Origin of the sequence: Moorella mulderi DSM 14980, assembly GCF_001594015.1 — a bacterium.
Lineage (GTDB): Bacteria > Bacillota > DSM-521 > Neomoorellales > Neomoorellaceae > Neomoorella > Neomoorella mulderi.
Genome location: NZ_LTBC01000004.1, coordinates 128,580 through 152,683 on the forward strand (window position 1 = coordinate 128,580; position 24,104 = coordinate 152,683).

Below are 24,104 nucleotides of genomic sequence, written 5' to 3' on the forward strand. Positions count from 1 at the left end.
CGGTGTGGTACAGGTTGACAAGTGACAATCTAAGTTATAATATAGAGTTGTCGGTAAGGAGAGACTAACAATGGACTATATAAGCAGCGAAGAACTGGCCCGTTATGAACAAATTGCCCTAATGATTGCCGGCGAGATTCTCCGGGGAACTTACAACGAAGGTGAAAGAGTATCGGGGCGGACTATTTTAGCCGGGCAGTATGGAGTTTCGCCCGAAACAGTAAGAAAGGCCCTGGCGCTTCTGCAGGCGCGACAGGTGGTTGAAGTAGTTCCAGGGAGTGGGGTAATTATCCTTTCCCGTCAGGCCGCCCGGGACTTTATCGAGGATTTTCACGAACACAACTCCCTTGAGGTCTTGGAGCGCCGGCTGGATACCCTTATCAAACAGCGTAACAAGTTAAATGCGGAAATCGATAAACTGGTTAAAGAAATTGTGCACTTTAAAACAGGCATGCTAAAAAACATGCAGAATGCTGAAGAGATCTTGGTTTCACCGGGTTCACCCCTTGTGGGAAAGAGCGTGCAGGAGGCCCAATTGAGGACAGTTACGGGTGTTACCGTTACCGCTGTACGGCGCCGGGGCCGCTGGTACGCCTCTCCGGGCACAGAGCTTCGATTAAGCGCGGGGGACTTGCTCCTGGTGGTGGGAAACCAGAAGGCGGTGGACCGGTTGCGCCGGCTGGCTGAAGGTAAACCAGCCCTTACTGACGGTTAATACCAGGCGTTCTTTAGCCTGAAACACCCCTGTTGAAAGGAGGACGCCATGCTTACCTTCGAACACGTCTCGAAAGTATATGACGGCAATCGAATAGCCGTAGCCGATTTCAACCTGGAAGTCGAGGCCGGAGAATTTATTGTGTTAATTGGCCCCAGCGGTTGTGGCAAGACCACCACCTTAAAAATGGTTAACCGTCTTATCGAACCCACCTCCGGGGCCATCTACCTTAACGGCAAGGATATCCGGGAACAAAATCCCGTGGCGTTACGGCGACACATTGGCTACGTTATCCAGCAGATAGCTTTGTTTCCCAACATGACTATTGCTCAAAACGTGGATGTGGTACCTCGCCTGCTGGGATGGCCAGCAGAACGCCGCCGCCAGCGCGTTCGCGAATTATTGGAACTGGTGGGTATGGACCCTGATGAATACGCTGACCGTTACCCTTCAGAGCTAAGCGGGGGGCAGCAACAGCGTATCGGGGTGTTGCGTGCCCTGGCGGCTGAACCACCGCTCATCCTTATGGATGAGCCCTTTGGTGCCCTTGACCCAATTACGCGGGAAAACCTGCAGGAGGAATTGAAGGCCTTGCAGGCCAAGCTGCATAAGACCATTCTCTTTGTTACCCACGATATGGACGAGGCACTGAAACTTGCTGACCGGATTGTGGTAATGAAAGACGGCCACATCGTCCAAGTCGCTGCGCCTGAAGAACTGTTGCGGCACCCCGCCAACGAGTTCGTGGCCTCGTTCATCGGCAAAGAACGGCTGGCTCCTGGACTGGAATTGCGCACCGTAGAACAGGTTATGATTGGTGAACCGGTGACGGTACGGCCCCATACGGGTGTTGCCGAAGGAGTTGCCACCATGCGTCGTAAAAAGGTAGATACGCTGCTGGTTACCGATGAAGCTGGCCGGCTGTTAGGCTCCGTTTCTATCGAGGAATTGAATCGCAACTACCAGCGGGCTCACCAGGTGCAGGATTTGATGGCTCGTGACGTTCCTGTAGTGTTCGAGGGAACCCCGGCCCGGGAGGCCTTTGACCTGATCACCCGGGAGCGGCTGGAGTACCTGCCGGTAATCGATAAGGAGGGCCGCTTGAAGGGACTGGTTACCAGGACCAGCATGGTCAATGCCCTGGCATCCGTGGTGTGGGGAGATGAGGCGAGTGCTTAGCTGGACGGAGTTTTTGGCTGCCAAAGGCTCGAGTATCCTATCTGCTACCGGGGAACATTTGCTGCTTTCGCTAGGTGCGGTGCTGATGGGAACCCTTATCGCGGTGCCGTTGGGTATTCTACTCGCCCGCCATCAGCGAGCGGCGTCGGTGGTGCTCGGTATTTCCAGTACTATTCAAACCATTCCCAGCCTGGCGTTTTTTGGATTTATTCTGCCTTTTCTTGGCATTGGTATAGTACCGGCCATGACTGTATTGTTCCTCTACTCGATACTCCCAATTCTACGCAACACCTATACCGGCATTCGCGAAGTAAATCCTGCCTACCTGGAAGCCGGTATAGGTATGGGGATGAACCGGAGACAGCTTTTAACCTGGATACAGTTCCCCTTAGCCTTCCCGGTTATCATGTCCGGCATCCGCGTTTCAACTGTCTATATTATCAGCTGGGCCACCCTTTCGGCCTTAATCGGCGCCGGTGGATTGGGCGATCCAATTCTTGCCGGCATCCACACCTATGACGCCAAGCTCATTATGGCCGGTGCATTACCCGCTGCCCTGCTGGCCCTACTGGCCAGCTGGTCACTAGGTTTTGTAGAGCGTGCGGTAACCCCGCGGGGGCTGCGGCAGCGATAACCCGCCCGTTCAAAACCAATGAGATAGGAGGCGAAAGATGGATAGAGTGCTGGCTCTGAGTTGGCAACATATCAGCTTGTCGATAATGGGAGTTGCGTTGGCCGCTGCGGGCGGCATTCCGTTGGGAATATTGTTGACCAGGTACCGGTGGTTGGCCAAGCTTGTAATGGCAGCCACTGAAGTGATCCAAACTATTCCCAGCCTGGCCATGTTAGCTCTATTGATGATGCTGTTCGGGCTGGGGGATACTACCCTTGTTGTATCGTTGTTCCTTTATTCCCTGCTGCCCATCGTCCGCAATACCTATACCGGGCTATTAGGGGTAGACCCCGGCCTGCTGGAGGCAGGTAAAGGCATGGGGATGACCAGGAGCCAACTAATATGGCGAGTGCAAGTACCAATTGCGCTACCGGTAATCCTGGCCGGTATGCGTGTGGCTCTTGTCACGGCCATTGGAATTGCGACCATCGGCGTGCTCATTGGGGCAGGAGGCTTGGGGACGCTAATCTGGCGCGGTATTCAAACGAGGAACAACACTATGGTACTGATGGGGGCCGTACCTGCGGCGCTGCTGGCTATTTTGACCGACGCCGGACTGGCCCTGCTGGAACAAGTATTGGTTCCGCGGGGGCTCAAAAAAAAGGCTGTCTCAGCATTATAAATTAAAGAAAGGATGGGATATCTTGCGCGAGAAATCCAAACGAGTTGGGAAGCTGATCGCGCTATTTACAGGCATCGCTATGTTGCTATTTGTAGCTACCGGCTGCGGTGGAACCAGGGCTAAAGGCACAGTGGTTGTAGGGTCCAAGGACTTTACCGAAAACATTCTCCTTGGCGAGATAATGGCCCAGCTCATAGAAGCCCATACGGACCTGAAGGTGGAACGCAAATTAAACCTTGGCGGTACCCTGGTTAACTTTAACGCCCTTAAAAAAGGCGACCTTGATCTCTACGCTGACTACACCGGTACCGGCCTGGTGGCAATCTTGAAAAAGGAAGTTATTAATGACCCCCAGAAGGCGTACGATACCGTCCAAAAGGCATATAACGAGCAGTTCAAGCTGAAGTGGCTGAAACCCTTTGGTTTTAATAACACTTACACCCTTGCGGTACCGGAGGAGGTTGCTCGACAGCGTAACTTACAAAAAATATCCGACCTGAAAAGCGTAGCCGGTGAGATGGTACTTGGGGCCGAGCAGGAATTTTTTAACCGCCCGGACGGCTATGACGGCTTAATTGCCACTTACGGGCTAAATTTCAAAAGCACCAAGCAGATGGAAACCGGCTTAAAATACGAAGCCATTCATAACAAGATGGTAGATGTGATCGACGCCTTCGCCACCGACGGCCAGTTGATTACCTATAAGCTAAAGATACTGGAAGATGATAAACACTTCTTCCCGCCTTACTTTGCTGCACCGTTGGTACGTATGGACACCCTCGAGAAGTATCCCCAGCTGGAAGAAGTCCTGAACAAGCTGGCGGGCCAGCTCAATGATGATGAGATGCGTCAGCTGAATTATCAGGTCGACGAGGAAAAAAAGGAAGTGGCCCAGGTGGCAAGAGATTTCCTGCTGAAAAAAGGCCTGATCAAGTAACATGAGGGTATAAAGCTTACGAAGAGTTTATCTGCACCAATAAAGGGATACTATTGTCGAACTAATATGAATCCGCCAGTACACGGAGTCCGCCGGTTTCCTACCGGTGAGCAAATTATTTTCTCTCGGTATTGACAACTGTGCGACCAGGGAACTGGCGACCATGACTGCTCTCAATCCGAGAGAAGGAGCGGCTGGGCCTTACGCCGGGCAGTATACCTAACCTCAGCCGGGGTATGCTAAACGTAAAAAAACAAACCTGCAGGTAGCTTAACAATGGATATCCATTTAGCCATTTCCTTCCTTGGCGGTTTAACCTTTACCCTGGCCATGGCAGCAGGAGTAGTCCGGCCCGAGCGGGGGCTATTGCTCCTCTGGGCTGCAGGGGTAATTTTGGGCGCCACCGGCCTGGTCCCGGGGTTGTCGGCCCCTTATGTTGCCCTGGCTACGGTCGGGGGAACCGTTGCTCTCATGGCAGCCGAAGGAGTTGCCCGGCGCTGGTACCGGAGGCATAAAGAATCAGTCCTGGCAGGAAAACAGTTGCTAACAGGGAGTCTAGCGGCTCTGGTCATGGCCGGGATTTTTCTCGGCCCCCTGTGGGGATTGTTCCTGGCAGGGAGCACCGGCAGCCTGGGAGCGGCTTATTTCTCGCGCCGGCATTTACTACACGAATTAGCCGCGGGATTGTTTTTACCCGGCTTACGGCTGGGGGCTTTATTTTTAACGGCCGTGCTGCTGGGCGGGCGCCTGCTTGGACTTTTTTAGGGCGGGCAGCTTGCGGAAGACAAACTAATGTTGTAAAATGAGTAAAAGGCTTGGTGCCAGGGACTTCATCGCTCCCGGATGAAGTCCAATTTTTTACTTATAAGGATGCAGGAGGCCTTAAAAATGGATGTGCGGACCAGAGCTGCCAGGGTATCTATCTTTTCCAACATAATCCTGGTGCTGGGTAAACTGGGGATCGGTTACTGGATGCACTCGGTCAGTGTCATGTCGGAAGCCATCCACTCCGGCCTGGACCTGGTGGCGGCGGCGATAGCCTATTTTTCCGTCCGGGAAGCCAGCAAGCCGGCTGATGCCGAGCACCGCTACGGTCATGGCAAAATTGAAAATATTGCAGGTACCATTGAAGCCCTGCTGATTTTCCTGGCAGCCATATGGATTATTTATGAAGCTATAAAAAGACTCATTAGCGGCGGTCATGCCGTTAACGAGCCCCTGACCGGCGTTGCCGTAATGGGCGGGGCCGTCGTAGTCAACTACCTGGTTTCCCGCTATCTCTTCCAGGTGGCAAAGGATACGGAGTCCATCGCCCTGGAGGCCGACGCCTGGCACCTGCGCACCGATGTTTATACTTCCGCCGGCGTCATGCTGGGCCTGGTAGCCCTTTATTTTACTGGATTCTACTGGCTGGACCCCCTGGTAGCCCTGGTGGTAGCCGCCATGATCATCAGGGCAGCCTGCCATTTAACCCGGGAGGCCATGCTGCCCCTGATGGATGTCAGCCTGCCGGCTGAAGAAGAAGAGGTAATTAAGGAAATTATCGCCCGGCATGCCCATGAGTATGTTGAATTCCATAAATTACGCACTCGCAAGGCTGGCCGGGACCGCCAGGTAGACCTGCACCTGGTGGTACCGCGTTACAAACATATCGATTATGTCCATGACCTCTGTGAGCATATTGGCGATGAGATAAGAGCAGCTCTGCCTTACACCGATGTTTTAATCCATGCCGAACCCTGCTCTTCAGTGGTGGATTGCCGGGTGTGTACCACCTGCCCGGAGAAGGAAAATCGTTCCTCGAAGGCGAATTGAATATAGATGTGAACATCGTCTATTTTTCGGGGGTGGACTGATGCAGATTTTTTCCCTCCTGGCCATTTTTTTTGCCCTGCTGGTGGCTATCTTTGCCGTCCAGAATGCAGGCCCGGTAGAAATTAATTTTTTAGCCTGGCAATTTAGTAATATTTCCCTGGTCCTGGTTATCCTGGGGTCAGCAGCCTTCGGTGCCCTGGTGGTATTTTTGCTGGGCGCCGTCAGGCAGGTACGCCAGGCCCGGGAAATAAGAGAATTAAAAAGCCAGCATAAAAGACTGCAGGAAACCATAGCCCGCCTCGAGCAAGTGGCAGCGGGAACGGGGGCAGGCCGGCAGGAAAGGGAGCAGGAAGCTTGACAGGAACCCAGTGGGTCATACCTCCAGTTAACCTGCCGGAGAGGCTGGCCCTGGCCCGGGAGTTACATATCTCACCTGTGACGGCGCAAATTCTCCTCAACCGGGGCATAACTACGGCGGCAGCGGCCAGGGCCTTTTTCCAGCCGGATCCGGCCAATCTTATCCCGCCAGAGAAAATTCCCGGCCTGCCGGCAGCCCGGGAACGCCTGGTCCAGGCCATAGAAAAACGGGAAAAAATCATGGTCCATGGGGACTATGATGTCGACGGCCTGGCAGCCACGGCCATTATGCTGGAAACCCTGGCGCGCCTGGGGGTTGAGGCTGAAGTTTATATTCCCGACCGCCTGGCGGAGGGTTACGGTTTAAAAAAGAAGGCCCTCATTAAAGCGTTAGAGTTAGATTGCCGCCTGGTGGTAACGGTGGACTGCGGTATTACTTCCCTGGAGGAGGCTATCTTTGCCCGGCAGCAGGGGCTGGACCTGATTATTACCGACCACCACCGGCCCGGGGCGGAATTGCCGCAGGCCAGGGCCGTAGTTAACCCCCTGCTGGCACCGGACCTGCCTCCCCTCTGCGGCGCCGGGGTGGCCTTTAAACTGGCCCAGTCCCTCGCGAATTACTTTGGACTCGCGCCGCAAGGGGAAGTGGCCGCCGGCTGGGCCCTGGACCTGGTAGCCCTGGCGACTATCGCCGACGCCGTACCCCTCCTGGGAGAAAACCGCCTCCTGGTCCAGCTGGGTTTAAAAGCCCTCGCCGGAGGCGCGCGGCCCGGCCTGAAGGCCCTGGGAGAGGTGGCAGGCCTGCCGGCCAGGGAGTGGACGGCCCGGGAAGTGGCCTTTGGCCTTGTTCCCCGCTTGAATGCCTGCGGCCGCCTGGGAAGTGCCGTGCCGGCCCTAGAAATTTTAATAACTTCTTCCCCCCAGCGGGCCCTGGAACTGGCCCAGCACCTGCAGAAGGAAAACCAGGCCCGGAGACACCTGGAGGAGAGTATTGCCGCCGAGGCCGAAGCCATGGCCGTGAAGGCTTTAGCTGCAGGAGCAAAAGGCCTGGTCCTGGCGGCCGAGGGCTGGCACCCGGGGGTAACTGGCATTGTTGCTGCCCGCCTGGTGGAAAAATTTAACTACCCGGTTGTTTTAATTGCCCTGGCGGGGGATAGAGGGCGGGGTTCGGGGCGCAGCCTCCCGGGTATCAATCTCCATGAAATCCTCACCAGGTGCCGTTCTCACCTCCTGGCCTTTGGCGGCCATGCCCAGGCAGCGGGACTAGAGATCGCTGCTAAAGAAATCCCGGCCTTCCAGGCCGCTTTTAATGAAGCTGTAAGGTCACTAATGACTGAGGTTCAACTGGCTCCTGCAATAGCACCTGAGGCGGAAGTCCTTTTCAGCCAGCTGGACTGGGAGCTACTGGCGGAGCTGGAGGGCCTGGCTCCCTATGGCGAGGGCAATCCCCGTCCCCTCCTGGTCTACAGCAACGCCCGTTTAAAGGCGGCCCGCCAGGTGGGCAGCAATGGTGCCCATTTAAAGTTGATGGTAGGCGGGGAAGGCAGGCAACTGGAGGCTATCGGCTTTAACCTGCAATTACCGCCGGGCCTGTCTCCCGGTGACCTGGTGGACCTGGCCTTTTACCTGGAGCGGGACAACTACCAGGGACGGGAGGAGCTCCAGCTCGCGCTGGCAGCCCTCCGGCCGGCAGGCAGGATACCGGCACTGCCGGTTGTAAGCAAGGAACTGGTGGCGGCAACCAGCCAGGCAGGGGCCAATCCCACCTGGTGCCGGCAATTGCAGGCAGTCTTAAACGGCAACCGGCCTGTCGCGGGGCTTTTATTCGCCACCAGCCTGGCTATTCGCCAGTGCTATTACGGTTTAAAGCGATGTTTAAAGAATCCAGTATCCTTACGCCCCCTGGGCCCCTGGCTAGGACAGGCGGGTTTTAACAGTATTTTAAGCCAGGGAAGAGGGATCATCACCTGTCACCCCTTCTGGCCGGCAGAAGCAGGGGCCGGGGAAGATTCCTTCCTGGTATCTGCCCTGGTCACCGGGGAACAGGCGGCAGGGTACCTGTTACGTCCTGCCGGCAGCCCGGCAATCTGGCAGGTATTCCCGGAACTGTTGCCCCTCTTAACAGAGCTGCTGGCCAGGGGACAAAACGTCCTCCTATATGAAAGGGACGCTGCGCAGATGCTGCAACTGGCAGCCCGGTTGCAGCAGGAGCTGCCCGGGGTGCGGCTGGCCGTAGATACTTTTCTTGATGCCCGGCACCTCTGGCTGGCCCGGGAAACGGCTTTGAGCGGCCGCCTGCCGCTGCTGGTAGCCAGCCGGGAGATGCCGGCATGGTTTTACCCCGCCGATGCTGTAATCTTTAATTACCCTCCCGGCAGCCAGGAGGAAATAGAGCTGGCCCTGCCGGCGGCTGAACAGGTGCCGGAAGTATATATCAACCTCCGGGAAGGGGACAGGCAGCCGGAAAACCTGCGCCGGGAACTGGTAGTATTTTACCGCCAGCTGCAAAAAGGGACTAACAACGGCAGCAGGCTTTACATAATTAATAATAAAGGTTATCATCAACGATGGTACCTGGCGATTTTTGAAGAACTTGGTCTCATCCGGGTCGAAAGCCGGGGGCGGGAGCTGGCCATTCATCTCCAGGAGGTAGCTGCCAGGTGCAATTTAATGGCTTCCCGGCGTTACCGCCAGCTTTTGGCGGAAACGGAAATGGCCCGGCAATTTTACCGGCAAATTGCAGGCGGGAGGTGATGTCCTGTGGACCTGAAGGAACTGGAGCAACAGGTTAAAAGCTACCAGCCGGGAGCGGACCTGAAACTCCTGGATGACGCCTATCAGTTTGCTGCTGCCGCCCACGAGGGACAGAAACGGCGCTCGGGGGAAGATTATATTACTCACCCCTTAAATGTGGCTGCTATCCTGGCGGAATTGCAGCTGGACGTGGTGACCATAGCAGCGGCCCTCCTCCATGATGTGGTGGAAGATACGCCCATCAGCCTGGATACTATCAGGGAAATTTTTGGCGATGAAGTGGCCCTTCTGGTCGACGGCGTCACCAAGCTCAGCCGCCTGGAATACAAGACCAAGGAAGAACAGCAGGCGGAAACTTTACGCAAGATGTTCCTGGCCATGGCCCAGGATATCCGGGTCATCCTGATCAAACTGGCCGACCGCCTGCATAACATGCGCACCTTGAAGCACCACCCGCCGGAAAAGCAGCAGGAGATTGCCCGGGAGACCCTGGAAATCTTCGCGCCCCTGGCCCACCGCCTTGGTATTTTCCGCCTTAAGTGGGAGCTGGAAGACCAGTCCCTGCGCTATCTCGAGCCTGAACGCTATTATGAGCTGGTCAACAGCATCAACATGAAGCGCCGGGAGCGGGAAGAATATATCCAGCAAGTGGTTAAGATCCTGGGGGAGAAATTAGCCGAAGGTGGGATTAAAGCCGACATCCAGGGGCGGCCCAAGCATTTTTACAGTATTTATAACAAAATGGTGAAGCAGGGCAAGGAGTTAAGCGAGATATACGACCTCATTGCCGTGCGGGTGATTGTTGATAGTGTAAAGGATTGTTATGCCGTTCTGGGGCTGGTCCACGCCCTGTGGAAGCCTATTCCCGGGCGCTTTAAGGATTACATCGCCATGCCCAAACCCAATATGTACCAGTCCCTGCATACCACCGTTATCGGCCCTAACGGTGATCCCTTTGAGATCCAGATCCGTACCTGGGAAATGCACCGCACGGCCGAATACGGCATTGCCGCCCACTGGCGCTATAAAGAAGACGGCGGTAACTCGGACCCGGACTTTGAGAAAAAACTGACCTGGCTGCGGCAGCTCCTGGACTGGCAGCGCGAGATGCGCGATCCCCGGGAGTTCATGGAATCCTTAAAGATCGATCTCTTTTCCGATCGCGTCTACGTCTTTACCCCCAAGGGGGATGTAGTGGAACTGCCGGCCGGTTCGGTGCCCATAGACTTCGCCTACCGGGTGCATACCGATGTGGGTCACCGCTGTACCGGGGCCCGGGTTAACGGCCGCATTGTACCCCTTGATTATAAGTTAAAAACAGGGGATATTGTTGAAGTTTTAACCACCAAGGGCAGCCGCCCCAGCCGGGACTGGCTGCACATCGTCAAGACTTCCCAGGCCAAAAACCGCATCCGCCAGTGGTTTAGAAAGGAAGAGCGGGAGAAAAACCTGGCCAGGGGCCGGGAACTGCTGGAAAAGGAATGCCAGAAGCAGGGCTTTGACCCGGAAGAGATTCTAAAACCCCCTTTGCTCCAGGAAGCGGCCCGGAAATTCAATGTAGCCACTAGCGAAGACCTGTATGTAATGGTGGGTGATGGCGTCCTTACCCCCTATCAAGTACTCGGCCGCCTGAAGGGAGAAGAAGAAGTACCGCCACCTGCCGAGGCTGCTAAAACAACAGTTAAGCCCTGGAGCGGCTACGGCAAACCTTCCCATGGCATCCGGGTCAAGGGGATAGATAACCTGGATATCCGCCTGGCCCACTGCTGCAATCCCCTGCCCGGGGACGCCATCCTGGGTTATATAACCCGGGGGAGGGGAGTCAGTGTCCACCGGGCCGACTGCCCCAATATCAACCACCACCGGGAAACGGAAAGGGAGCGGATTATTGAGGTGGCCTGGGACGGTACCGCTGACGCCACCTACCAGGTGCATATTGAGGCCCTGGCCCTGGACCGGCCCAATCTGGCCATGGATATTATGGCCGCAGTGGCGGATACCAAAACCATTATTAACTCTGTCCACGCCCGGGCCACCAGGAATGACCAGGCCCTGGTGGACTTAAAGATTGAAATCAGGAGCCTGGAGCACTTGAACTATATTATGGATAAAATCCGCCGTATCCGCGATGTGATGGAGGTCAAAAGGGTGGTTCCCAGTTAGATGACCACGGGCTTTGTTTTCGTGGTTTTTTGTGTTAAACTGGAAGGCAGGTGACAGGTATAAGAGCGGTTGTGCAACGGGTCAAAAGGGCCCGGGTGACGGTCGAAGGGCAGGAAGTGGGCGCCATTGGCCCGGGACTCCTGGTTTTCCTCGGCGTAGGCCAGGGGGATGATGGCGATGACGTCGCCTACCTGGCCGACAAGGTGGCCAATTTGCGGATTTTCGCTGATAACGAAGGTAAAATGAACTTATCGGTCCGGGACGTAGGCGGCGAGATCCTGGCCGTTTCCCAGTTTACCCTCTATGGCGACTGCCGCAAAGGGCGGCGGCCCAGTTTTACTGCCGCGGCGCCACCGGAATTAGCCAGGGAGCTGTACCGGCAATTTGTTGCCGCCCTGGCAGCGTATGGGATCAGGGTGGCAACGGGCCAGTTCCAGGCCGACATGCTGGTAGCCCTGGAAAACGACGGCCCGGTGACCATGCTCCTTGATAGCGAGAGGTTATTTTAGTTTGTCTTTGAACAGGTATCACAAAGGTTATTAGGGAGAAGGTGGGCTAATGTTTCTCAAAACCCTGGTTGTGGGTCCCATTGGTACCAACTGCTACCTGGTGGGTTGCCAGGAAACTAAAGAAGGGGCCGTCATTGACCCCGGTGCCGAAGGAGAGCGGATTCTAGCAGCAGCCCGGGAAGCGGGCTTAAAAATCCGCTATATCATCAATACCCACGGCCATATCGACCATATAGGGGCCAACGGGGCTATAAAGAACGCCACTGGCGCCGCCATCCTCATCCACAGAGACGATGCCCCCTTCCTTACGGAGCCCGGGCGCAATCTTTCCGTGCTAATGGGCACCAGGGTAAGCAGCCCCGGGGCCGACCGCCTCTTGCAGGAGGGCGACACCATCACCATTGGCCGGACCATTACCCTGACGGTGATCCATACCCCCGGCCATACCCCGGGCGGGATTTGTTTGCAGGGCGAGGGTTTAATCTTTACCGGCGATACCCTCTTCGCCGGTTCCATTGGCCGTACCGATTTTCCCGGCGGTTCTTTTAATCAGTTGCTTAATTCCATTAAAGAAAAGCTCTTTGTCCTGGACGACGAGCTGGAAATTTATCCCGGCCACGGCCCGGCCTCTACCATTGGTGCCGAGCGGGCCGATAATCCCTTTTTTACTTAATGGAGGCCTGAGATGCTAACCAGTCGACCACGGGGTACGGAAGACATCCTCCCTGAGGAGGTAGGCCGCTGGTACTTACTGGAGGCCACCGCCAGGGAGGTCAGCCGGCTGTACGGCTACCGGGAAATCCGTACGCCTGTTTTTGAGCATACCGAGCTTTTTAACCGCGGCGTCGGGGATACCACCGATATTGTGGAGAAGGAAATGTATACCTTTACCGATCGCGGCGGGCGCAGCGTGACCTTGCGGCCGGAAGGCACGGCCCCGGTGGTGCGGGCCTTTCTGGAGCACCACCTGGAGGCCGGGGGACTGCCGGTAAAGCTTTTTTACCTTGGTCCCATGTTCCGTTACGGCCGCCCCCAGGCCGGCCGGCTGCGCCAGTTCCACCAGTTTGGGGTGGAAGCCTTTGGTTCCCGGGACCCGGCCCTGGATGCCGAGGTTATCGCCCTGGCCATGGATTTTTATAACCGCCTGGCGCTGAAGGACCTGGAACTACATTTAAACAGCGTCGGCTGCCCGGCCTGCCGGCCCCGGCACCGGGAGAAACTGCAGGATTACCTGCGGCCGCGCTTACAGGAACTGTGCCCCACCTGCCAGGGCCGTTTTGAACGCAACCCTTTACGCATCTTTGACTGCAAGAGCCCGGTGTGCCAGGAGATAGTCGCCGGGGCGCCGACGATAGCCGCTTCCCTTTGCCCGGACTGCGGTGAGCATTTCGAGCGCGTCCAGGAGTACCTGCAAGAACTAGGGATTGACTTTATCCTGGACGAGCACCTGGTACGCGGCCTGGATTACTACACCAACACGGCCTTTGAGATAATGGTCAAAGGCATCGGCGCCCAGAGTTCCATTGGCGGCGGCGGTCGTTATGACGGCCTGGTGGAGGCCCTGGGGGGTAAACCGGTGCCGGGAATTGGCTTTGGCCTGGGTCTGGAACGGGTCTTACTCGCCCTGGAAGCCCAGGGTCGGGATTTAAGGCCGGATGGAGGGATAGATGTCCTGGTAGTCACGGCCGGCGCCGGGGTAGAAAGGGCGGCCGTCCGCCTGCTGGCCAGTTTAAGGGCGGGTGGGTTGAAGGCTGATAAAGACTACCTGGGCCGCAGCCTCAAGGCCCAGATGAAGCATGCCAACCGCTACCCGGCTAAACTGGCCGTAATCCTCGGAGAGGAAGAACTCTCCCGGGGGCAGGTCCTGGTCCGCCGCCTGGATACCGGGACGCAGGAAGAAGTACCTTTAGAGGCAGCAGTGGAGTATTGCCACCGGGTGAAAGAAACTTGTGGTGGCTAAATTGAGTGGGAAGTTAGGGTAAGAGTCCCGTATGGGGACAGTGGCCCCTGGCTTTTGTATGGCGAGAGCGACCTGGCCCGGGCGGCTGAGCGGCCGAAGTTGCGCCGAAGAGCGAGGGCGGCCGGGAACGGGAGGTCCTAGGCCGGATTCTCAAGGCAAGGATGCCGAATAGGCTGGGACCCCGATCTTTCCGCCTCACGGCTGAGCCTTAGGCCGCTCCGAGAGGGCCAGGGAGCGAGCGAAAACAAAGCCAGGTGAAATACCGGCATTTTAGAGGAGCGTGGATATTAGTGATCGAGTCTATGGCCGGGCTGCACCGCAGCCATGGCTGCGGGGAGCTCAGGGCAGAAGATACAGGTAAAGAAGTAACCCTCATGGGCTGGGTGCACCGCCGCCGCGACCACGGCGGCCTCATCTTTATCGACTTGCGCGACCGTTCCGGCCTGGTACAGGTTGTCTGCGACCCGGAGGCAGGACCGGCCTTTAAGAAAGCCGAAGAGGTACGCAATGAATATGTGGTGGCGGTGACCGGCAGGGTGCGGCCGCGGCCGGAAGGCACAGCCAATCCCAAACTCGCTACCGGCACCATTGAAGTCGAGGCCAGGAAACTGCGCATCCTTAACCGGGCCAAAACGCCGCCCTTTTACATTGAGGATAACATTGATGTCGACGAAGCCTTACGCCTGCGTTACCGCTACCTGGACCTGCGCCGCCCGGAAATGCAGAGCATAATGTACCTGCGTTACCGGACGACCAGGGCCATCCGCGATTTCCTGGACAGCCGGGGCTTCTGGGAAATTGAAACACCCATGCTGACCCGCAGCACCCCGGAAGGGGCGCGGGATTTCCTGGTGCCCAGCAGGCTGCGGCCGGGGGAATTCTTTGCCCTGCCCCAGTCACCCCAGCTCTTTAAACAGATTCTCATGGTGGCCGGTATAGAGCGTTATTTCCAGATTGTCCGCTGTTTCCGGGATGAAGACTTAAGGGCCGACCGCCAGCCGGAGTTTACCCAGCTGGATATGGAGATGTCCTTTATCCAGCGGGAAGATATTTTAAACCTGGTGGAAGAATTAATGGCCCATGTTTTCCGGGAAACCCTGGGGATTGAACTTACCCTTCCCCTGCCGCGGCTGACCTATCAAGAAGCCATGGCCCGCTTTGGCTCTGACAAGCCTGATCTCCGCTTCGGCCTGGAGATTACCGATGTATCCGACCTGGTTAGAGGGTGCGGCTTTAAAGTTTTTGCCGACGCGGCAGCCCGGGGCGGGGTGGTACGGGGCCTGTGCGTTCCCGGTGGCGCCAGTTTCTCCCGCCGGGAACTGGATGAATTGACGCGAGCTGCGGCCGTCTTTGGTGCCAAAGGGCTGGCCTGGATGGCCGTTACTGCCGAGGGTATCCGTTCTCCAATTGCCAAGTTCTTTACGGGTCAAGAACTCCAGGACCTGGTGGCCCGCATGGGGGGCAAGGAAGGAGATCTTCTCCTGTTTGTTGCCGATAGCGAGGCGGTTGCGGCTACCGCCCTGGGATCCTTACGCCTGGAACTGGGCCGGCGGTTACACCTCTATGAGCCGGAGCAACTGGCCTTTACCTGGGTAACGGATTTCCCCTTACTGGAATACAGCCCGGAAGAAAAGCGTTATGTGGCCGTGCACCACCCCTTTACCATGCCCATGGAAGAGGACTGGCCCCTGCTGGATACTGAACCTTTAAAAGTGCGCGCCCTGGCTTACGACCTGGTTTTAAACGGCGTCGAGTTGGGCGGGGGCAGTATCCGCATTCACCGCCGCGATATTCAGGAAAAAATGTTTAGCCTCTTAGGCTTTTCCCCGGATGAGGCCCGGGAGAAATTTGGCTTCCTGCTGGAGGCCTTTGAATACGGCACTCCGCCCCACGGTGGCATTGCCTTTGGCCTGGACCGGATGATCATGATCATGGCCCGGCGGGATACCATCCGCGACTGCATCGCCTTCCCCAAGACCCAGAGCGGGACCTGCCTGATGACGGCGGCACCTTCGACAGTCGCACCGGAGCAGCTCCTGGAGCTGCATCTCAAAACTACCGCCCGTCCGGCGGGTAAGCTAAGCAGTGCTGGCAAAGCATAGTACTTGCAAATCCTTTAAGTTTGTGTTAACATCATACTTGCAACAGGAGGAGTAAAGAATTTTACCCTGCGATGTTCGTGTTGCACCGTGGAGTTTTGAGCCAACACCTATACAAAGGGAGCCCAACCTCTGGGCGTGGCTTGCAGGCCCCCATGGAGGGGAAGCAAAAAGCGTCCAGGGAGGCACCCACCTGCGGAGAGCGGGTTCATTAAACACACGGTGAGCACGGCATTTGTGGGGTTTTATTTTTTGGTGGGCAAGGTGGAGAGTTTCTGGTCCCGCACGGAAATGCTCATTGGGCCCGAAGGGCGGGCCCGCCTGGCGGCAGCCAGGGTAGCGGTAATTGGTACCGGCGGAGTCGGCTCCTTTGCTGTGGAGGCCCTGGCCCGCGCGGGTATAGGCTACCTGGAACTGGTGGACCAGGATGTAGTACGACCCAGCAACATCAACCGCCAGGTACCGGCTCTGCATTCAACCCTGGGCCAACCCAAGGTAGAAGTCCTGGCCCGGCGCTGCCGGGAGATCAACCCGGAGGCGGTAATAGTTACCCGGCAGGAAGTCTACAGCCCGGGAAAAGGCCCGCAATTTGTCCGGCGCGACCTGGACTACCTGGTGGATGCCATTGACAGTGTGGGAGCGAAGATAGACCTCCTGGCTACGGCCCTGCAGGCGGGAGTACCTGTGGTCAGCAGTATGGGAGCGGGCAATCGCCTGGACCCCACCCGTTTAAGGGTGGCCGACATCAGCGCTACAAGGGGGTGTCCCCTGGCCCGGGCCGTCCGGCGGGGTCTAAAAGCCCGGGGCATCACTACGGGCCTGACAGTGGTCTACTCGGAAGAACCGCCCCTGCCGGCCCGTCCTAACCCGGAACTGGCGCCAGGCGAGAGACAACCCCCCGGCAGTATGGTTTTTGTCCCGGCCGTGGCCGGCCTGCTCCTGGCCAGCCTGGTGGTAAGGAACATCCTGAACCGGACCGATTGCTAGTTGCCGTTGCTGCAATTATGCTGTATACTGGATAGGGGTATCCCCGGGGAAGGAGGTTTAGGGAATTGAGCAGGAGGCCTGGCGAGGAGAGTTCCTATGCACCCCAGCGGGATGATTTACTGCTCCGCCTGCGGAAGATCGAGGGTCAGGTCAAGGGTATCCACCGCATGATTGAAGAGGACAAGTATTGTGTCGATATTCTTATTCAAATTGCCGCCGCGCGGGCAGCCTTGAAAAAGGTCGGCACTATGATTTTTGAAGCCCATGTCCGTGGCTGTGTCCGGACGGCCATAGTCAATCAGGAAGATGGAGAAATAATTGATGAGCTTATTGATGTTTTAAACCGCTTCACCAGCTAAAGGGAAAAAGCGAAGGGAGAGGATAGGTTTGGCAGCGCACAATATCGTTACCCTCACGGATGCCAATTTTAAAGAAGAAGTGCTCTCCGCGAAGCCCCCGGTCCTGGTTGACTTCTGGGCCGCCTGGTGTGGCCCCTGCCGGATGATTGCTCCCGTTGTGGAGCAACTGGCCGGGGAATACGAAGGTAAAATCAAGGTGGCCAAGCTCAACGTGGACGAGTATCCCTCGATAGCGTCTGATTACGGCATTATGAGTATTCCCACCCTTTTACTGTTTAAAAACGGCGAAGTTGTCTCCCGGCTGGTAGGGTACCAGACTAAAGACAAACTGGTCCAGGTGCTGGAGAAGAATTTATAAACTAGCCCATTATTTCCGCCGCCTGGTGCGCTGCTGCCAGGCGGTTTTCATTTGCCCTTCCCGGCCGTAGTCGCTGGGGTGGTAAAAAACTTTCCCCTGGAGGTTGTCCGGCAGGTACTGCTGTTCCACCCAGCCGCCGGGGTAATCGTGGGGGTATTTATACCCCTTCCCGTGGCCAAAGGCGGCCGCACCCCGGTAATTAGCATCCCGCAGGTGGATGGGTACCGGGCCGGCGGTTTCTTTTTCCACTGCTGCCAGCGCAGCGTCGATAGCCTTGATGACCGAATTGCTCTTGGGAGCCAGGGCAATATAGAGGGTGGCTTCGGCCAGGATAATGCGGCCCTCCGGCAGGCCTACCCGTTCTACAGCCTGGGCGGCGGCACTGGCCACCACGAGGGCCTGGGGATCGGCCAGGCCCACGTCCTCGGCGGCATGGATAAGGAGCCGGCGGGCCAGGAAGGCCGGATCTTCCCCGGCGTAAATCATCCGGGCCAGCCAGTAAAGGGCGGCGTCGGGATCGGAGCCGCGCATACTTTTAATCCAGGCCGAAACGCAGTCGTAATGCTGGTCGCCATCCCGGTCGTAAAGGACGGCCCGCTGCTGGATGGCCTCTTCGGCGACTTTCAGGGTGAGGATACGCCGGCCCTTTTCGTCCGGTGGGGTGGTGAGGACGGCAAACTCCAGGGCGTTTAAAGCCACCCGGGCATCACCGTTGGCCACCCGGGCCAGGTGCTCCAGGGCCTCCGGCTCGACTGCGACGCTAAACTTACCCAGGCCCCGCTCGGGGTCCGACAGGGCGCGGCGGAGGAGGGCCAGGATGGCTTCACTGGACAGGGCCTCCAGGCGGAAGATCCGGGAACGGGAACGAATGGCGGCATTGACGGTGAACATGGGGTTTTCCACCGTGGCACCGATGAGGGTGAGTAACCCTTCCTCAACGCAGGGGAGGAGGGCGTCCTGGATATTCTTGGCCCAGCGGTGAATCTCGTCTACAAAGATAACCGTCTTTTGCTGGTAGTATTTTTCCCGCTCCCGGGCGGCGGCAATTACCCGGCGAATATCGTTAATGCCGTCCAAAACGGCATTTAAAGCCTCAAAGTGGGCCCTGGTCATGCGGGCGATAATCCGGGCCAGGGTCGTTTTGCCGCTCCCCGGCGGCCCCCAGAGGATAATGGAGGTCAGGCTATCGTTCTCTATGGCCCGGCGCAGCAGGGTACCGGGCCCCACGATCTTTTCCTGGCCGACAAATTCATCTAAAGTACGCGGCCGCATCCTTACGGCCAGGGGTGCCCGCGCCTCCCGGCTTTCCTCGCTGGCTTGCTCGAACAGGTCCATCAATTACACCTCAAACAGGGGTAGGGTTCTTTGCTTCCATTGTAACACGCAAAAAGTAATTGAAAAATAGAACACCAGATCTGGCCTTCGCTGGTATTGAGCTCCCAACTTATGATGTACACCCTGGCCGACCTACGACATGCCAATCCTTTGATAGCCAGGCAACTCTGTCGCAGCCTGGCGGAAAACAAAATATTGACATATGACCACATAGGGGTATAATTATTACGAGGTGAAAAACATTGGCTACAGGAGCTTGCGAAACCTGCAACCCGTTAACCTGCAATTCTACGACCTGCGAGGCCAAAAAGCCGGGCCGCATCCCGCCCCATGAACTGAGCAACATCAAGCACGTTATCGGCATCATGAGCGGCAAGGGCGGCGTCGGCAAGTCTTCGGTAACGGCTTTGCTGGCGGTGGCCCTGCAACAGGCCGGTTACCAGGTGGGCATCCTGGATGCCGACATTACCGGTCCCAGCATCCCCAGGATGTTCGGCGTCCGCCGGCCGCCGGAGGGCACCGGTCACGGCATGATCCCGCCCCAAAGTCCTGGGGGTACCAGGATCATGTCCCTTAACCTTTTGCTGCCCCATGAAGATGACCCGGTCATCTGGCGCGGTCCCCTGATCGGCGGGGCCGTCAAGCAATTCTGGACCGATGTGATCTGGGGCGACCTGGATTACCTGCTGGTAGACCTGCCGCCGGGGACCGGGGACGCCCCCCTGACGGTGCTCCAGTCTTTACCCCTGGACGGCCTGGTCATTGTCAGTTCACCCCAGGAACTGGCCCAGATGGTGGTCCGCAAAGCTGTAAAGATGGCGGCCATGATGAACGTTAAAATCCTGGGCCTGGTGGAAAATATGAGCTATGCTGTCTGCCCGGACTGCGGCAAGGAAATTTATCTCTTTGGTCCCAGCCGCGCCGGAGCAGCGGCAGCAGAAGCCGGTATCCCCCTCCTGGGCACCCTGCCCCTGGATCCGGATTTGACGGCCCTGTGCGACCACGGTCAGGTGGAAGATTACCGCGGGCCCTTACTGGAACGGGCCAGGGAGTTTGTCAGGAAGATAGGCGGGTAGGATTGACTTTCCTGCCCCGGTAAATGGTTTTAAAGCCAGGGCCGTCCTTTACAAGGTACCTGAAAAACATCAATGGGCTTTTCTGGCCCCGGGAAAAATCCCGGGGCCAGATTGACTTTATTTAACGTATAACCCTTACCACCTCTTCCAGGGAACGGCGCGGCCGCGGTGCCGGAGTCTGGTCGGGGTAACCCACCGGTATGATGGCTACCGGCCGCAGGTTGGGTGGTAAAGAAAGGACGCGGCTTACCTCAGCTTCACTGAAAGCCCCTACCCAGCAGGTTCCCAGGCCGTAGCCGGTGGCGGCCAGCATGAGGTTGGTGACGGCCGCAGCCGTGTCTTGCAGGCAATATAGCTCGCGGCCCCGTTCACCGTAAGCGGTGGCGGCTCTTTCCGGGTCGGCGCATACCACAATGACGACCGGCGCCCGGGCAACGAACTTCTGGCCCAGGGCTGCCCGGGCCAGGGCTTCTTTTTGATCATCCTTATAGATGCAATAAAAAAACCATGGCTGTACGTTACCGGCCGAAGGCGCGGCGCAGGCTGCTTCCAGCAGGCGACCGATGGTAGCTTCGGGAATGGGGTCGGGCTTGAAACGGCGGATGCTCCGCCGTTCTTTAATGGCAGCAATTATGTCTTTAGTCAAGGTCCAGGCCTCCTCAGGGCTGTATTTCCAGCAAGAATAAAAGTAGCATACCTTGCCAGGAAATGCAAGTCTTGGGCAGGAAGATGCAATTCCTGCTATAAGCTTTCCATATACCCGGCTCTACTTTTATGCCTTGCCGGCAACAAAAGGGCCAGGGAAGAAATCCAATCAGTATATTTTCTTTCCACCCGGGATAATTTAAAAAGCAGAGTAAAAAAGTCAACTTTAGCGTTGACAATACCCGAGTTAGTTGCTAAGATATTATTACCGAGCAAACCACTAGGGATTGGAGGTGGTGGGGTGAAACTTTCAACGCGGGGTGAATATGGCCTGCGAGCCATGTTTGACCTGGCCCAGCATTACGGCGAAGGCCCCATCCCCATTAAAAGTGTGGCCGAAAGGCAGGATATATCCGAGCACTACCTGGAACAGCTCATTGCCGTTTTGCGCAAGGCCGGCCTGGTAAAAAGCGTCCGTGGCGCCCAGGGAGGATATATCCTCAGCCGCGATCCGGAAGAAATTACCGTAGGAGATATTATCCGCGTCCTGGAAGGCCCCATTGCCCCGGTAGAATGCCTGAATACCGGCGAAGGTGAGGGCTGCGAGCGGGCGGAAACCTGTGTCACCAGGGACATCTGGGAAAAGGTGCGGGACAGCATCAGCGACGTCCTGGACAGCTTTACCCTGGCCGACATGGTAGCCAAAGCCAGTAAAATGCAGCAGAACGACAAATACTATATGTATTATATCTGAGGAAAGAAAAGGGTGGAATTAATGCGCAGGGTATATCTTGATCACAGTGCCACCACACCAGTCCGGCCGGAAGTACTGGAAGCCATGCTGCCCTTTCTCAAGGACGAGGCCTTTGGTAACCCCTCCACCATTTACAGTTACGGCCGGGAGGCGAAAAAGGCCCTGGACGAGGCCCGGGAAAAGGTAGCCAGCCTTATCGGCGCCCGGCCGGAGGAGATTTTCTTTACCAGCGGTGGTACTGAGGCTGATAACCTGGCCCTTATCGGCACGGCTGCGGCCAACGAGAAAAAGGGCCGCCATATTATAACCTCCAGTATCGAGCACCATGCCGTCCTGCATACGGCTCAGTATTTGATGCGCCATGGCTTTAAAATAACCTTCCTGCCGGTAACACCGGAAGGCCTGGTGCGGGTAGAGGATGTCGAAGAGGCTATTACCGATGAAACCATCCTCATCAGCGTCATGCACGTCAACAATGAAGTGGGTACCATCCAGCCCATTAAAGAGATAGGGCACCTCGCCCGGGAGCGGGGAATTATCTTCCATACCGACGCCGTCCAGAGCGTGGGCAAAATCCCCGTTAATGTCGATGAACTAAATGTCGACCTGCTCTCGGCTTCCAGTCATAAGATTTACGGTCCCAAGGGCGTTGGTTGTCTTTATATCCGTAAAGGAACCAGAATTAACCCCATCCTCCACGGCGGGGCCCAAGAACGTAAGCGCCGGCCGGGCACGGAAAACATGCCGGGTATTGTCGGCTTTGGCCGGGCCGCGGAACTGGCCGGCCAGGAATTGGATAGCGAAATGGAGCGCCTGAAGGGCCTGCGGGATAAGCTGATTGACGGTATTATGAACCGGATTGAGGATGTGCAGTTAAACGGCGACAGGGAAAAACGGGTGGCCACCAATGCCAACTTCAGCTTCCGCTATGTGGAAGGCGAATCCCTGCTTCTAAGCCTGGACATGAAAGGTATCTGCGCTTCCAGCGGTTCGGCCTGTACTTCCGGTTCCTTGGACCCGTCCCATGTCCTCCTGGCCATGGGGATTCCCCACGAAGTGGCCCATGGCTCGGTACGCATGACCTTAGGCCGTGACAATACGGAAGCAGATATTGACTACGTCCTGGAAGTTATGCCGGAGATAGTGGCCCGGCTGCGTTCCATGTCGCCTTTATATAATCAACGGTGAAGAAACATCTCATCTGCGAAGGAGTGAGCAGGGTGTATTCGGAAAAGGTCATGGACCATTTTACCAATCCCCGTAATGTGGGCGAGATTGAAAATCCCAGCGGTGTCGGTGAAGTGGGTAACCCCGTTTGCGGCGATATCATGCGCCTGTACATCCAGGTAGAAGACGGTATTATCAAGGATGTCAAGTTCAAAACCTTTGGCTGTGGTGCCGCCATTGCCACCAGCAGCATGGTGACGGAAATGGTCAAAGGTAAAACCATAGAAGAAGCCCTGAAAATAAGCAATAAGGCGGTGGCCGAGGCCCTGGACGGCCTGCCGGCCCAAAAGATGCACTGTTCCAACCTGGCTGCCGACGCCCTGCATAAAGCCATCGAAGATTACCAGAATAAGAGTAAGAAAGCATCCTGAGATTCTCCTCACGATGATGAGCTAATGAGACCTTCTGACTTCTAAATTCAGGGGGTGGCCAAAGCGGCCCGCAAGGAAAAAGTTATGGTAGCCATGAGCGGCGGCGTGGACAGTTCTACGGCCGCCGCTTTATTGAAGGAAGCCGGCTATGAAGTAATCGGCGTCACCCTGGACCAGTGGCCCGAGGGTACGCCGCCACCAGCGGGGGAAACCGGCTGTTGCAGTCTGGCTGCCGTCGACGATGCCCGCCGGGTGGCCGGCATCCTGGATATACCTTATTATGTCTTAAATTTTCGCGAGCTTTTTGAACGTGAAGTTATTGATTACTTTATCGCCTCTTACTTAAAAGGCGAAACCCCCAATCCCTGCATAGCTTGCAACCGTAAGGTAAGGTTTGATGCCCTTTTAAAAAAGGCTATGGCCTTAGGTATGGATTATCTTGCCACCGGCCATTATGCCCGGCGCCTTTACGATGCCGGGCGCGACCGGTATCTTTTGGCCAAAGGACTTGATGCCGACAAGGACCAGAGCTATGTCCTTTATTCCTTCACCCAGGAACAGCTGGCCCATATCTTATTACCCCTGGGAGAGTATACCAAGACTGAAGTACGCCAAATTGCTAAACGGTATGGCCTGCCGGTAGCCGAAAAAGCCGAGTCCCAGGATATTTGTTTTATCACCGAGAGTGATTACCGCGCTTACCTCGGGAGGAAGGTAGCGCAGGCTATAAAACCCGGTCCCATCCTGGATGTCAAGGGCCGGGTGTTGGGCCGGCACCGGGGACTCCCTTATTATACCATCGGGCAGCGTAAAGGTTTGGGCCTGGCCCTGGGTAAGCCATACTTTGTGGTAGCCCTGGATCCAGAACGCAATGCTGTTATCGTTGGTACTAAGGAAGACCTGGAGCAACGGGTCCTCTATGCCCGGGACAACAACTACATCCTCTGGGGAGAACTGCCGTCCCAGGCCCGGGTAACTGCTAAAATCCGTTACCGGGCCCCGGAGGCGGCGGCCACCTGGTACCCCCTGAAAGACGGCCGGGCCAGGCTGGAGTTTGACGAGCCCCAGCGGGCCATTACCCCGGGCCAGGCGGTCGTTTACTACCAGGGTGACCTGGTGGTAGGCGGCGGGACCATCGAACCTACCCAAGTTCCTGATTTCTGATGAATAGGAGAAACGCTAAGCGCATGCCGTTAACCTTCCCTGGTT

General features: G+C 56.7%; 24 protein-coding genes and 1 other RNA gene. 23 read left to right on the plus strand and 2 right to left on the minus strand.

Annotated elements, in window-relative coordinates; genetic code table 11:
* Nucleotides 1-70 precede the first annotated feature (70 nt).
* The 18 genes from MOMUL_RS07665 to trxA all read left to right on the plus strand — a co-directional run bounded on the left by MOMUL_RS07665 (nucleotide 71) and on the right by trxA (nucleotide 17,487).
* Nucleotides 71-715 carry a TrkA C-terminal domain-containing protein gene (locus MOMUL_RS07665; protein WP_062283622.1) on the plus strand — a complete coding sequence of 215 codons (645 nt, stop codon included), beginning with the start codon at nucleotides 71-73 and terminating at the stop codon, nucleotides 713-715.
* A gap of 48 nt (nucleotides 716-763) precedes the next feature.
* Nucleotides 764-1,894, plus strand: a complete 1,131-nt coding sequence (locus MOMUL_RS07670) for a betaine/proline/choline family ABC transporter ATP-binding protein (protein WP_062283624.1) — start codon at nucleotides 764-766, stop codon at nucleotides 1,892-1,894.
* On the plus strand, nucleotides 1,878-2,528 hold the full coding sequence (locus MOMUL_RS07675) for an ABC transporter permease (protein ID WP_062283627.1): 651 nt from the start codon (nucleotides 1,878-1,880) through the stop codon (nucleotides 2,526-2,528). Before MOMUL_RS07670 ends, MOMUL_RS07675 begins: the two co-directional genes overlap by 17 nt.
* Nucleotides 2,529-2,565: 37 nt before the next feature.
* Nucleotides 2,566-3,189 carry an ABC transporter permease gene (locus MOMUL_RS07680; RefSeq protein ID WP_062283628.1) on the plus strand — a complete coding sequence of 208 codons (624 nt, stop codon included), beginning with the start codon at nucleotides 2,566-2,568 and terminating at the stop codon, nucleotides 3,187-3,189.
* A gap of 79 nt (nucleotides 3,190-3,268) precedes the next feature.
* Nucleotides 3,269-4,126 carry a glycine betaine ABC transporter substrate-binding protein gene (locus MOMUL_RS07685; protein ID WP_062283630.1) on the plus strand — a complete coding sequence of 286 codons (858 nt, stop codon included), beginning with the start codon at nucleotides 3,269-3,271 and terminating at the stop codon, nucleotides 4,124-4,126.
* Between the two features lie 276 nt (nucleotides 4,127-4,402).
* Nucleotides 4,403-4,891, plus strand: coding sequence for a hypothetical protein (locus MOMUL_RS07690; RefSeq protein ID WP_062283632.1), 489 nt, complete (start codon nucleotides 4,403-4,405; stop codon nucleotides 4,889-4,891).
* A 123-nt stretch (nucleotides 4,892-5,014) separates the two neighbouring features.
* Entirely contained in the window at nucleotides 5,015-5,941 is a 927-nt protein-coding gene (locus MOMUL_RS07695) for a cation diffusion facilitator family transporter (protein WP_062283634.1), read from the plus strand.
* 40 nt (nucleotides 5,942-5,981) lie between these two features.
* Entirely contained in the window at nucleotides 5,982-6,299 is a 318-nt protein-coding gene (locus MOMUL_RS07700; protein WP_054936444.1) for a LapA family protein, read from the plus strand.
* Nucleotides 6,296-9,052 (plus strand): single-stranded-DNA-specific exonuclease RecJ, encoded by a 2,757-nt coding sequence (gene recJ / locus MOMUL_RS07705; protein ID WP_062283636.1) that lies wholly within the window; start codon nucleotides 6,296-6,298, stop codon nucleotides 9,050-9,052. Before MOMUL_RS07700 ends, recJ begins: the two co-directional genes overlap by 4 nt.
* 6 nt (nucleotides 9,053-9,058) lie before the next feature.
* Complete coding sequence (locus MOMUL_RS07710) at nucleotides 9,059-11,215, plus strand: RelA/SpoT family protein (protein ID WP_062283638.1); 2,157 nt, start codon at nucleotides 9,059-9,061, stop codon at nucleotides 11,213-11,215.
* Nucleotides 11,216-11,274: 59 nt separating this feature from the next.
* Nucleotides 11,275-11,724, plus strand: a complete 450-nt coding sequence (dtd, locus tag MOMUL_RS07715) for a D-aminoacyl-tRNA deacylase (RefSeq protein ID WP_062283824.1) — start codon at nucleotides 11,275-11,277, stop codon at nucleotides 11,722-11,724.
* A gap of 49 nt (nucleotides 11,725-11,773) precedes the next feature.
* Complete coding sequence (locus MOMUL_RS07720) at nucleotides 11,774-12,397, plus strand: MBL fold metallo-hydrolase (RefSeq protein ID WP_062283640.1); 624 nt, start codon at nucleotides 11,774-11,776, stop codon at nucleotides 12,395-12,397.
* Nucleotides 12,398-12,409: 12 nt separating this feature from the next.
* Nucleotides 12,410-13,684 carry a histidine--tRNA ligase gene (hisS, locus tag MOMUL_RS07725; protein WP_062283642.1) on the plus strand — a complete coding sequence of 425 codons (1,275 nt, stop codon included), beginning with the start codon at nucleotides 12,410-12,412 and terminating at the stop codon, nucleotides 13,682-13,684.
* 302 nt (nucleotides 13,685-13,986) lie between these two features.
* Nucleotides 13,987-15,786 carry an aspartate--tRNA ligase gene (gene aspS, locus MOMUL_RS07730; RefSeq protein WP_201786486.1) on the plus strand — a complete coding sequence of 600 codons (1,800 nt, stop codon included), beginning with the start codon at nucleotides 13,987-13,989 and terminating at the stop codon, nucleotides 15,784-15,786.
* A gap of 60 nt (nucleotides 15,787-15,846) precedes the next feature.
* Nucleotides 15,847-16,031, plus strand: a non-coding RNA gene (gene ssrS / locus MOMUL_RS07735) — 6S RNA.
* Nucleotides 16,032-16,038: 7 nt separating this feature from the next.
* Entirely contained in the window at nucleotides 16,039-16,770 is a 732-nt protein-coding gene (locus MOMUL_RS07740) for a tRNA threonylcarbamoyladenosine dehydratase (protein ID WP_236713043.1), read from the plus strand.
* A 65-nt stretch (nucleotides 16,771-16,835) separates the two neighbouring features.
* Complete coding sequence (locus MOMUL_RS07745) at nucleotides 16,836-17,129, plus strand: metal-sensitive transcriptional regulator (RefSeq protein WP_054936450.1); 294 nt, start codon at nucleotides 16,836-16,838, stop codon at nucleotides 17,127-17,129.
* A 28-nt stretch (nucleotides 17,130-17,157) separates the two neighbouring features.
* A complete protein-coding gene (trxA, locus tag MOMUL_RS07750) occupies nucleotides 17,158-17,487 on the plus strand; it encodes a thioredoxin (RefSeq protein WP_062283647.1) in 330 nt (109 codons plus the stop codon).
* 9 nt (nucleotides 17,488-17,496) lie between these two features.
* On the opposite strand, the gene MOMUL_RS07755 is transcribed toward trxA, so the two are convergent.
* A complete protein-coding gene (locus tag MOMUL_RS07755) occupies nucleotides 17,497-18,822 on the minus strand; it encodes an AAA family ATPase (protein ID WP_062283651.1) in 1,326 nt (441 codons plus the stop codon).
* Between the two features lie 242 nt (nucleotides 18,823-19,064).
* Here MOMUL_RS07755 and MOMUL_RS07760 point away from each other — a divergent pair, with 242 nt between their 5' ends.
* Nucleotides 19,065-19,898, plus strand: a complete 834-nt coding sequence (locus MOMUL_RS07760) for an Mrp/NBP35 family ATP-binding protein (protein WP_062283654.1) — start codon at nucleotides 19,065-19,067, stop codon at nucleotides 19,896-19,898.
* Between the two features lie 121 nt (nucleotides 19,899-20,019).
* Here MOMUL_RS07760 and MOMUL_RS07765 read toward each other — a convergent pair whose 3' ends face one another.
* Nucleotides 20,020-20,544 carry a nitroreductase family protein gene (locus tag MOMUL_RS07765; RefSeq protein WP_062283657.1) on the minus strand — a complete coding sequence of 175 codons (525 nt, stop codon included), beginning with the start codon at nucleotides 20,542-20,544 and terminating at the stop codon, nucleotides 20,020-20,022.
* 300 nt (nucleotides 20,545-20,844) lie between these two features.
* On the opposite strand from MOMUL_RS07765, the gene MOMUL_RS07775 reads away from it, so the two are divergent.
* The 4 genes from MOMUL_RS07775 (at nucleotide 20,845) to mnmA (ending at nucleotide 24,059) form a co-directional block, all read left to right on the plus strand.
* Nucleotides 20,845-21,297: an RrF2 family transcriptional regulator gene (locus MOMUL_RS07775; RefSeq protein ID WP_062283662.1), complete on the plus strand. Its 453-nt coding sequence runs from the start codon at nucleotides 20,845-20,847 to the stop codon at nucleotides 21,295-21,297.
* 21 nt (nucleotides 21,298-21,318) lie between these two features.
* A complete protein-coding gene (gene nifS, locus MOMUL_RS07780; RefSeq protein ID WP_062283828.1) occupies nucleotides 21,319-22,485 on the plus strand; it encodes a cysteine desulfurase NifS in 1,167 nt (388 codons plus the stop codon).
* Between the two features lie 32 nt (nucleotides 22,486-22,517).
* A complete protein-coding gene (gene nifU / locus MOMUL_RS07785; RefSeq protein ID WP_062283665.1) occupies nucleotides 22,518-22,895 on the plus strand; it encodes a Fe-S cluster assembly scaffold protein NifU in 378 nt (125 codons plus the stop codon).
* Nucleotides 22,896-22,979: 84 nt separating this feature from the next.
* Nucleotides 22,980-24,059, plus strand: a complete 1,080-nt coding sequence (mnmA, locus tag MOMUL_RS07790) for a tRNA 2-thiouridine(34) synthase MnmA (RefSeq protein ID WP_062283831.1) — start codon at nucleotides 22,980-22,982, stop codon at nucleotides 24,057-24,059.
* Nucleotides 24,060-24,104: the final 45 nt, after the last annotated feature.

Bases quoted from the DNA above. Each gene is read 5' to 3' on its own strand.
- MOMUL_RS07665 (WP_062283622.1), top strand. From the start codon at position 71: ATGGACTATATAAGCAGCGAAGAACTGGCCCGTTATGAACAAATTGCC.
- MOMUL_RS07670 (WP_062283624.1), top strand. From the start codon at position 764: ATGCTTACCTTCGAACACGTCTCGAAAGTATATGACGGCAATCGAATA.
- MOMUL_RS07675 (WP_062283627.1), top strand. From the start codon at position 1,878: ATGAGGCGAGTGCTTAGCTGGACGGAGTTTTTGGCTGCCAAAGGCTCG.
- MOMUL_RS07680 (WP_062283628.1), top strand. From the start codon at position 2,566: ATGGATAGAGTGCTGGCTCTGAGTTGGCAACATATCAGCTTGTCGATA.
- MOMUL_RS07685 (WP_062283630.1), top strand. From the start codon at position 3,269: ATGTTGCTATTTGTAGCTACCGGCTGCGGTGGAACCAGGGCTAAAGGC.
- MOMUL_RS07690 (WP_062283632.1), top strand. From the start codon at position 4,403: ATGGATATCCATTTAGCCATTTCCTTCCTTGGCGGTTTAACCTTTACC.
- MOMUL_RS07695 (WP_062283634.1), top strand. From the start codon at position 5,015: ATGGATGTGCGGACCAGAGCTGCCAGGGTATCTATCTTTTCCAACATA.
- MOMUL_RS07700 (WP_054936444.1), top strand. From the start codon at position 5,982: ATGCAGATTTTTTCCCTCCTGGCCATTTTTTTTGCCCTGCTGGTGGCT.
- MOMUL_RS07720 (WP_062283640.1), top strand. From the start codon at position 11,774: ATGTTTCTCAAAACCCTGGTTGTGGGTCCCATTGGTACCAACTGCTAC.
- hisS (WP_062283642.1), top strand. From the start codon at position 12,410: ATGCTAACCAGTCGACCACGGGGTACGGAAGACATCCTCCCTGAGGAG.
- aspS (WP_201786486.1), top strand. From the start codon at position 13,987: ATGGCCGGGCTGCACCGCAGCCATGGCTGCGGGGAGCTCAGGGCAGAA.
- MOMUL_RS07755 (WP_062283651.1), bottom strand. From the start codon at position 18,822: ATGGACCTGTTCGAGCAAGCCAGCGAGGAAAGCCGGGAGGCGCGGGCA.
- nifS (WP_062283828.1), top strand. From the start codon at position 21,319: ATGCGCAGGGTATATCTTGATCACAGTGCCACCACACCAGTCCGGCCG.
- mnmA (WP_062283831.1), top strand. From the start codon at position 22,980: ATGGTAGCCATGAGCGGCGGCGTGGACAGTTCTACGGCCGCCGCTTTA.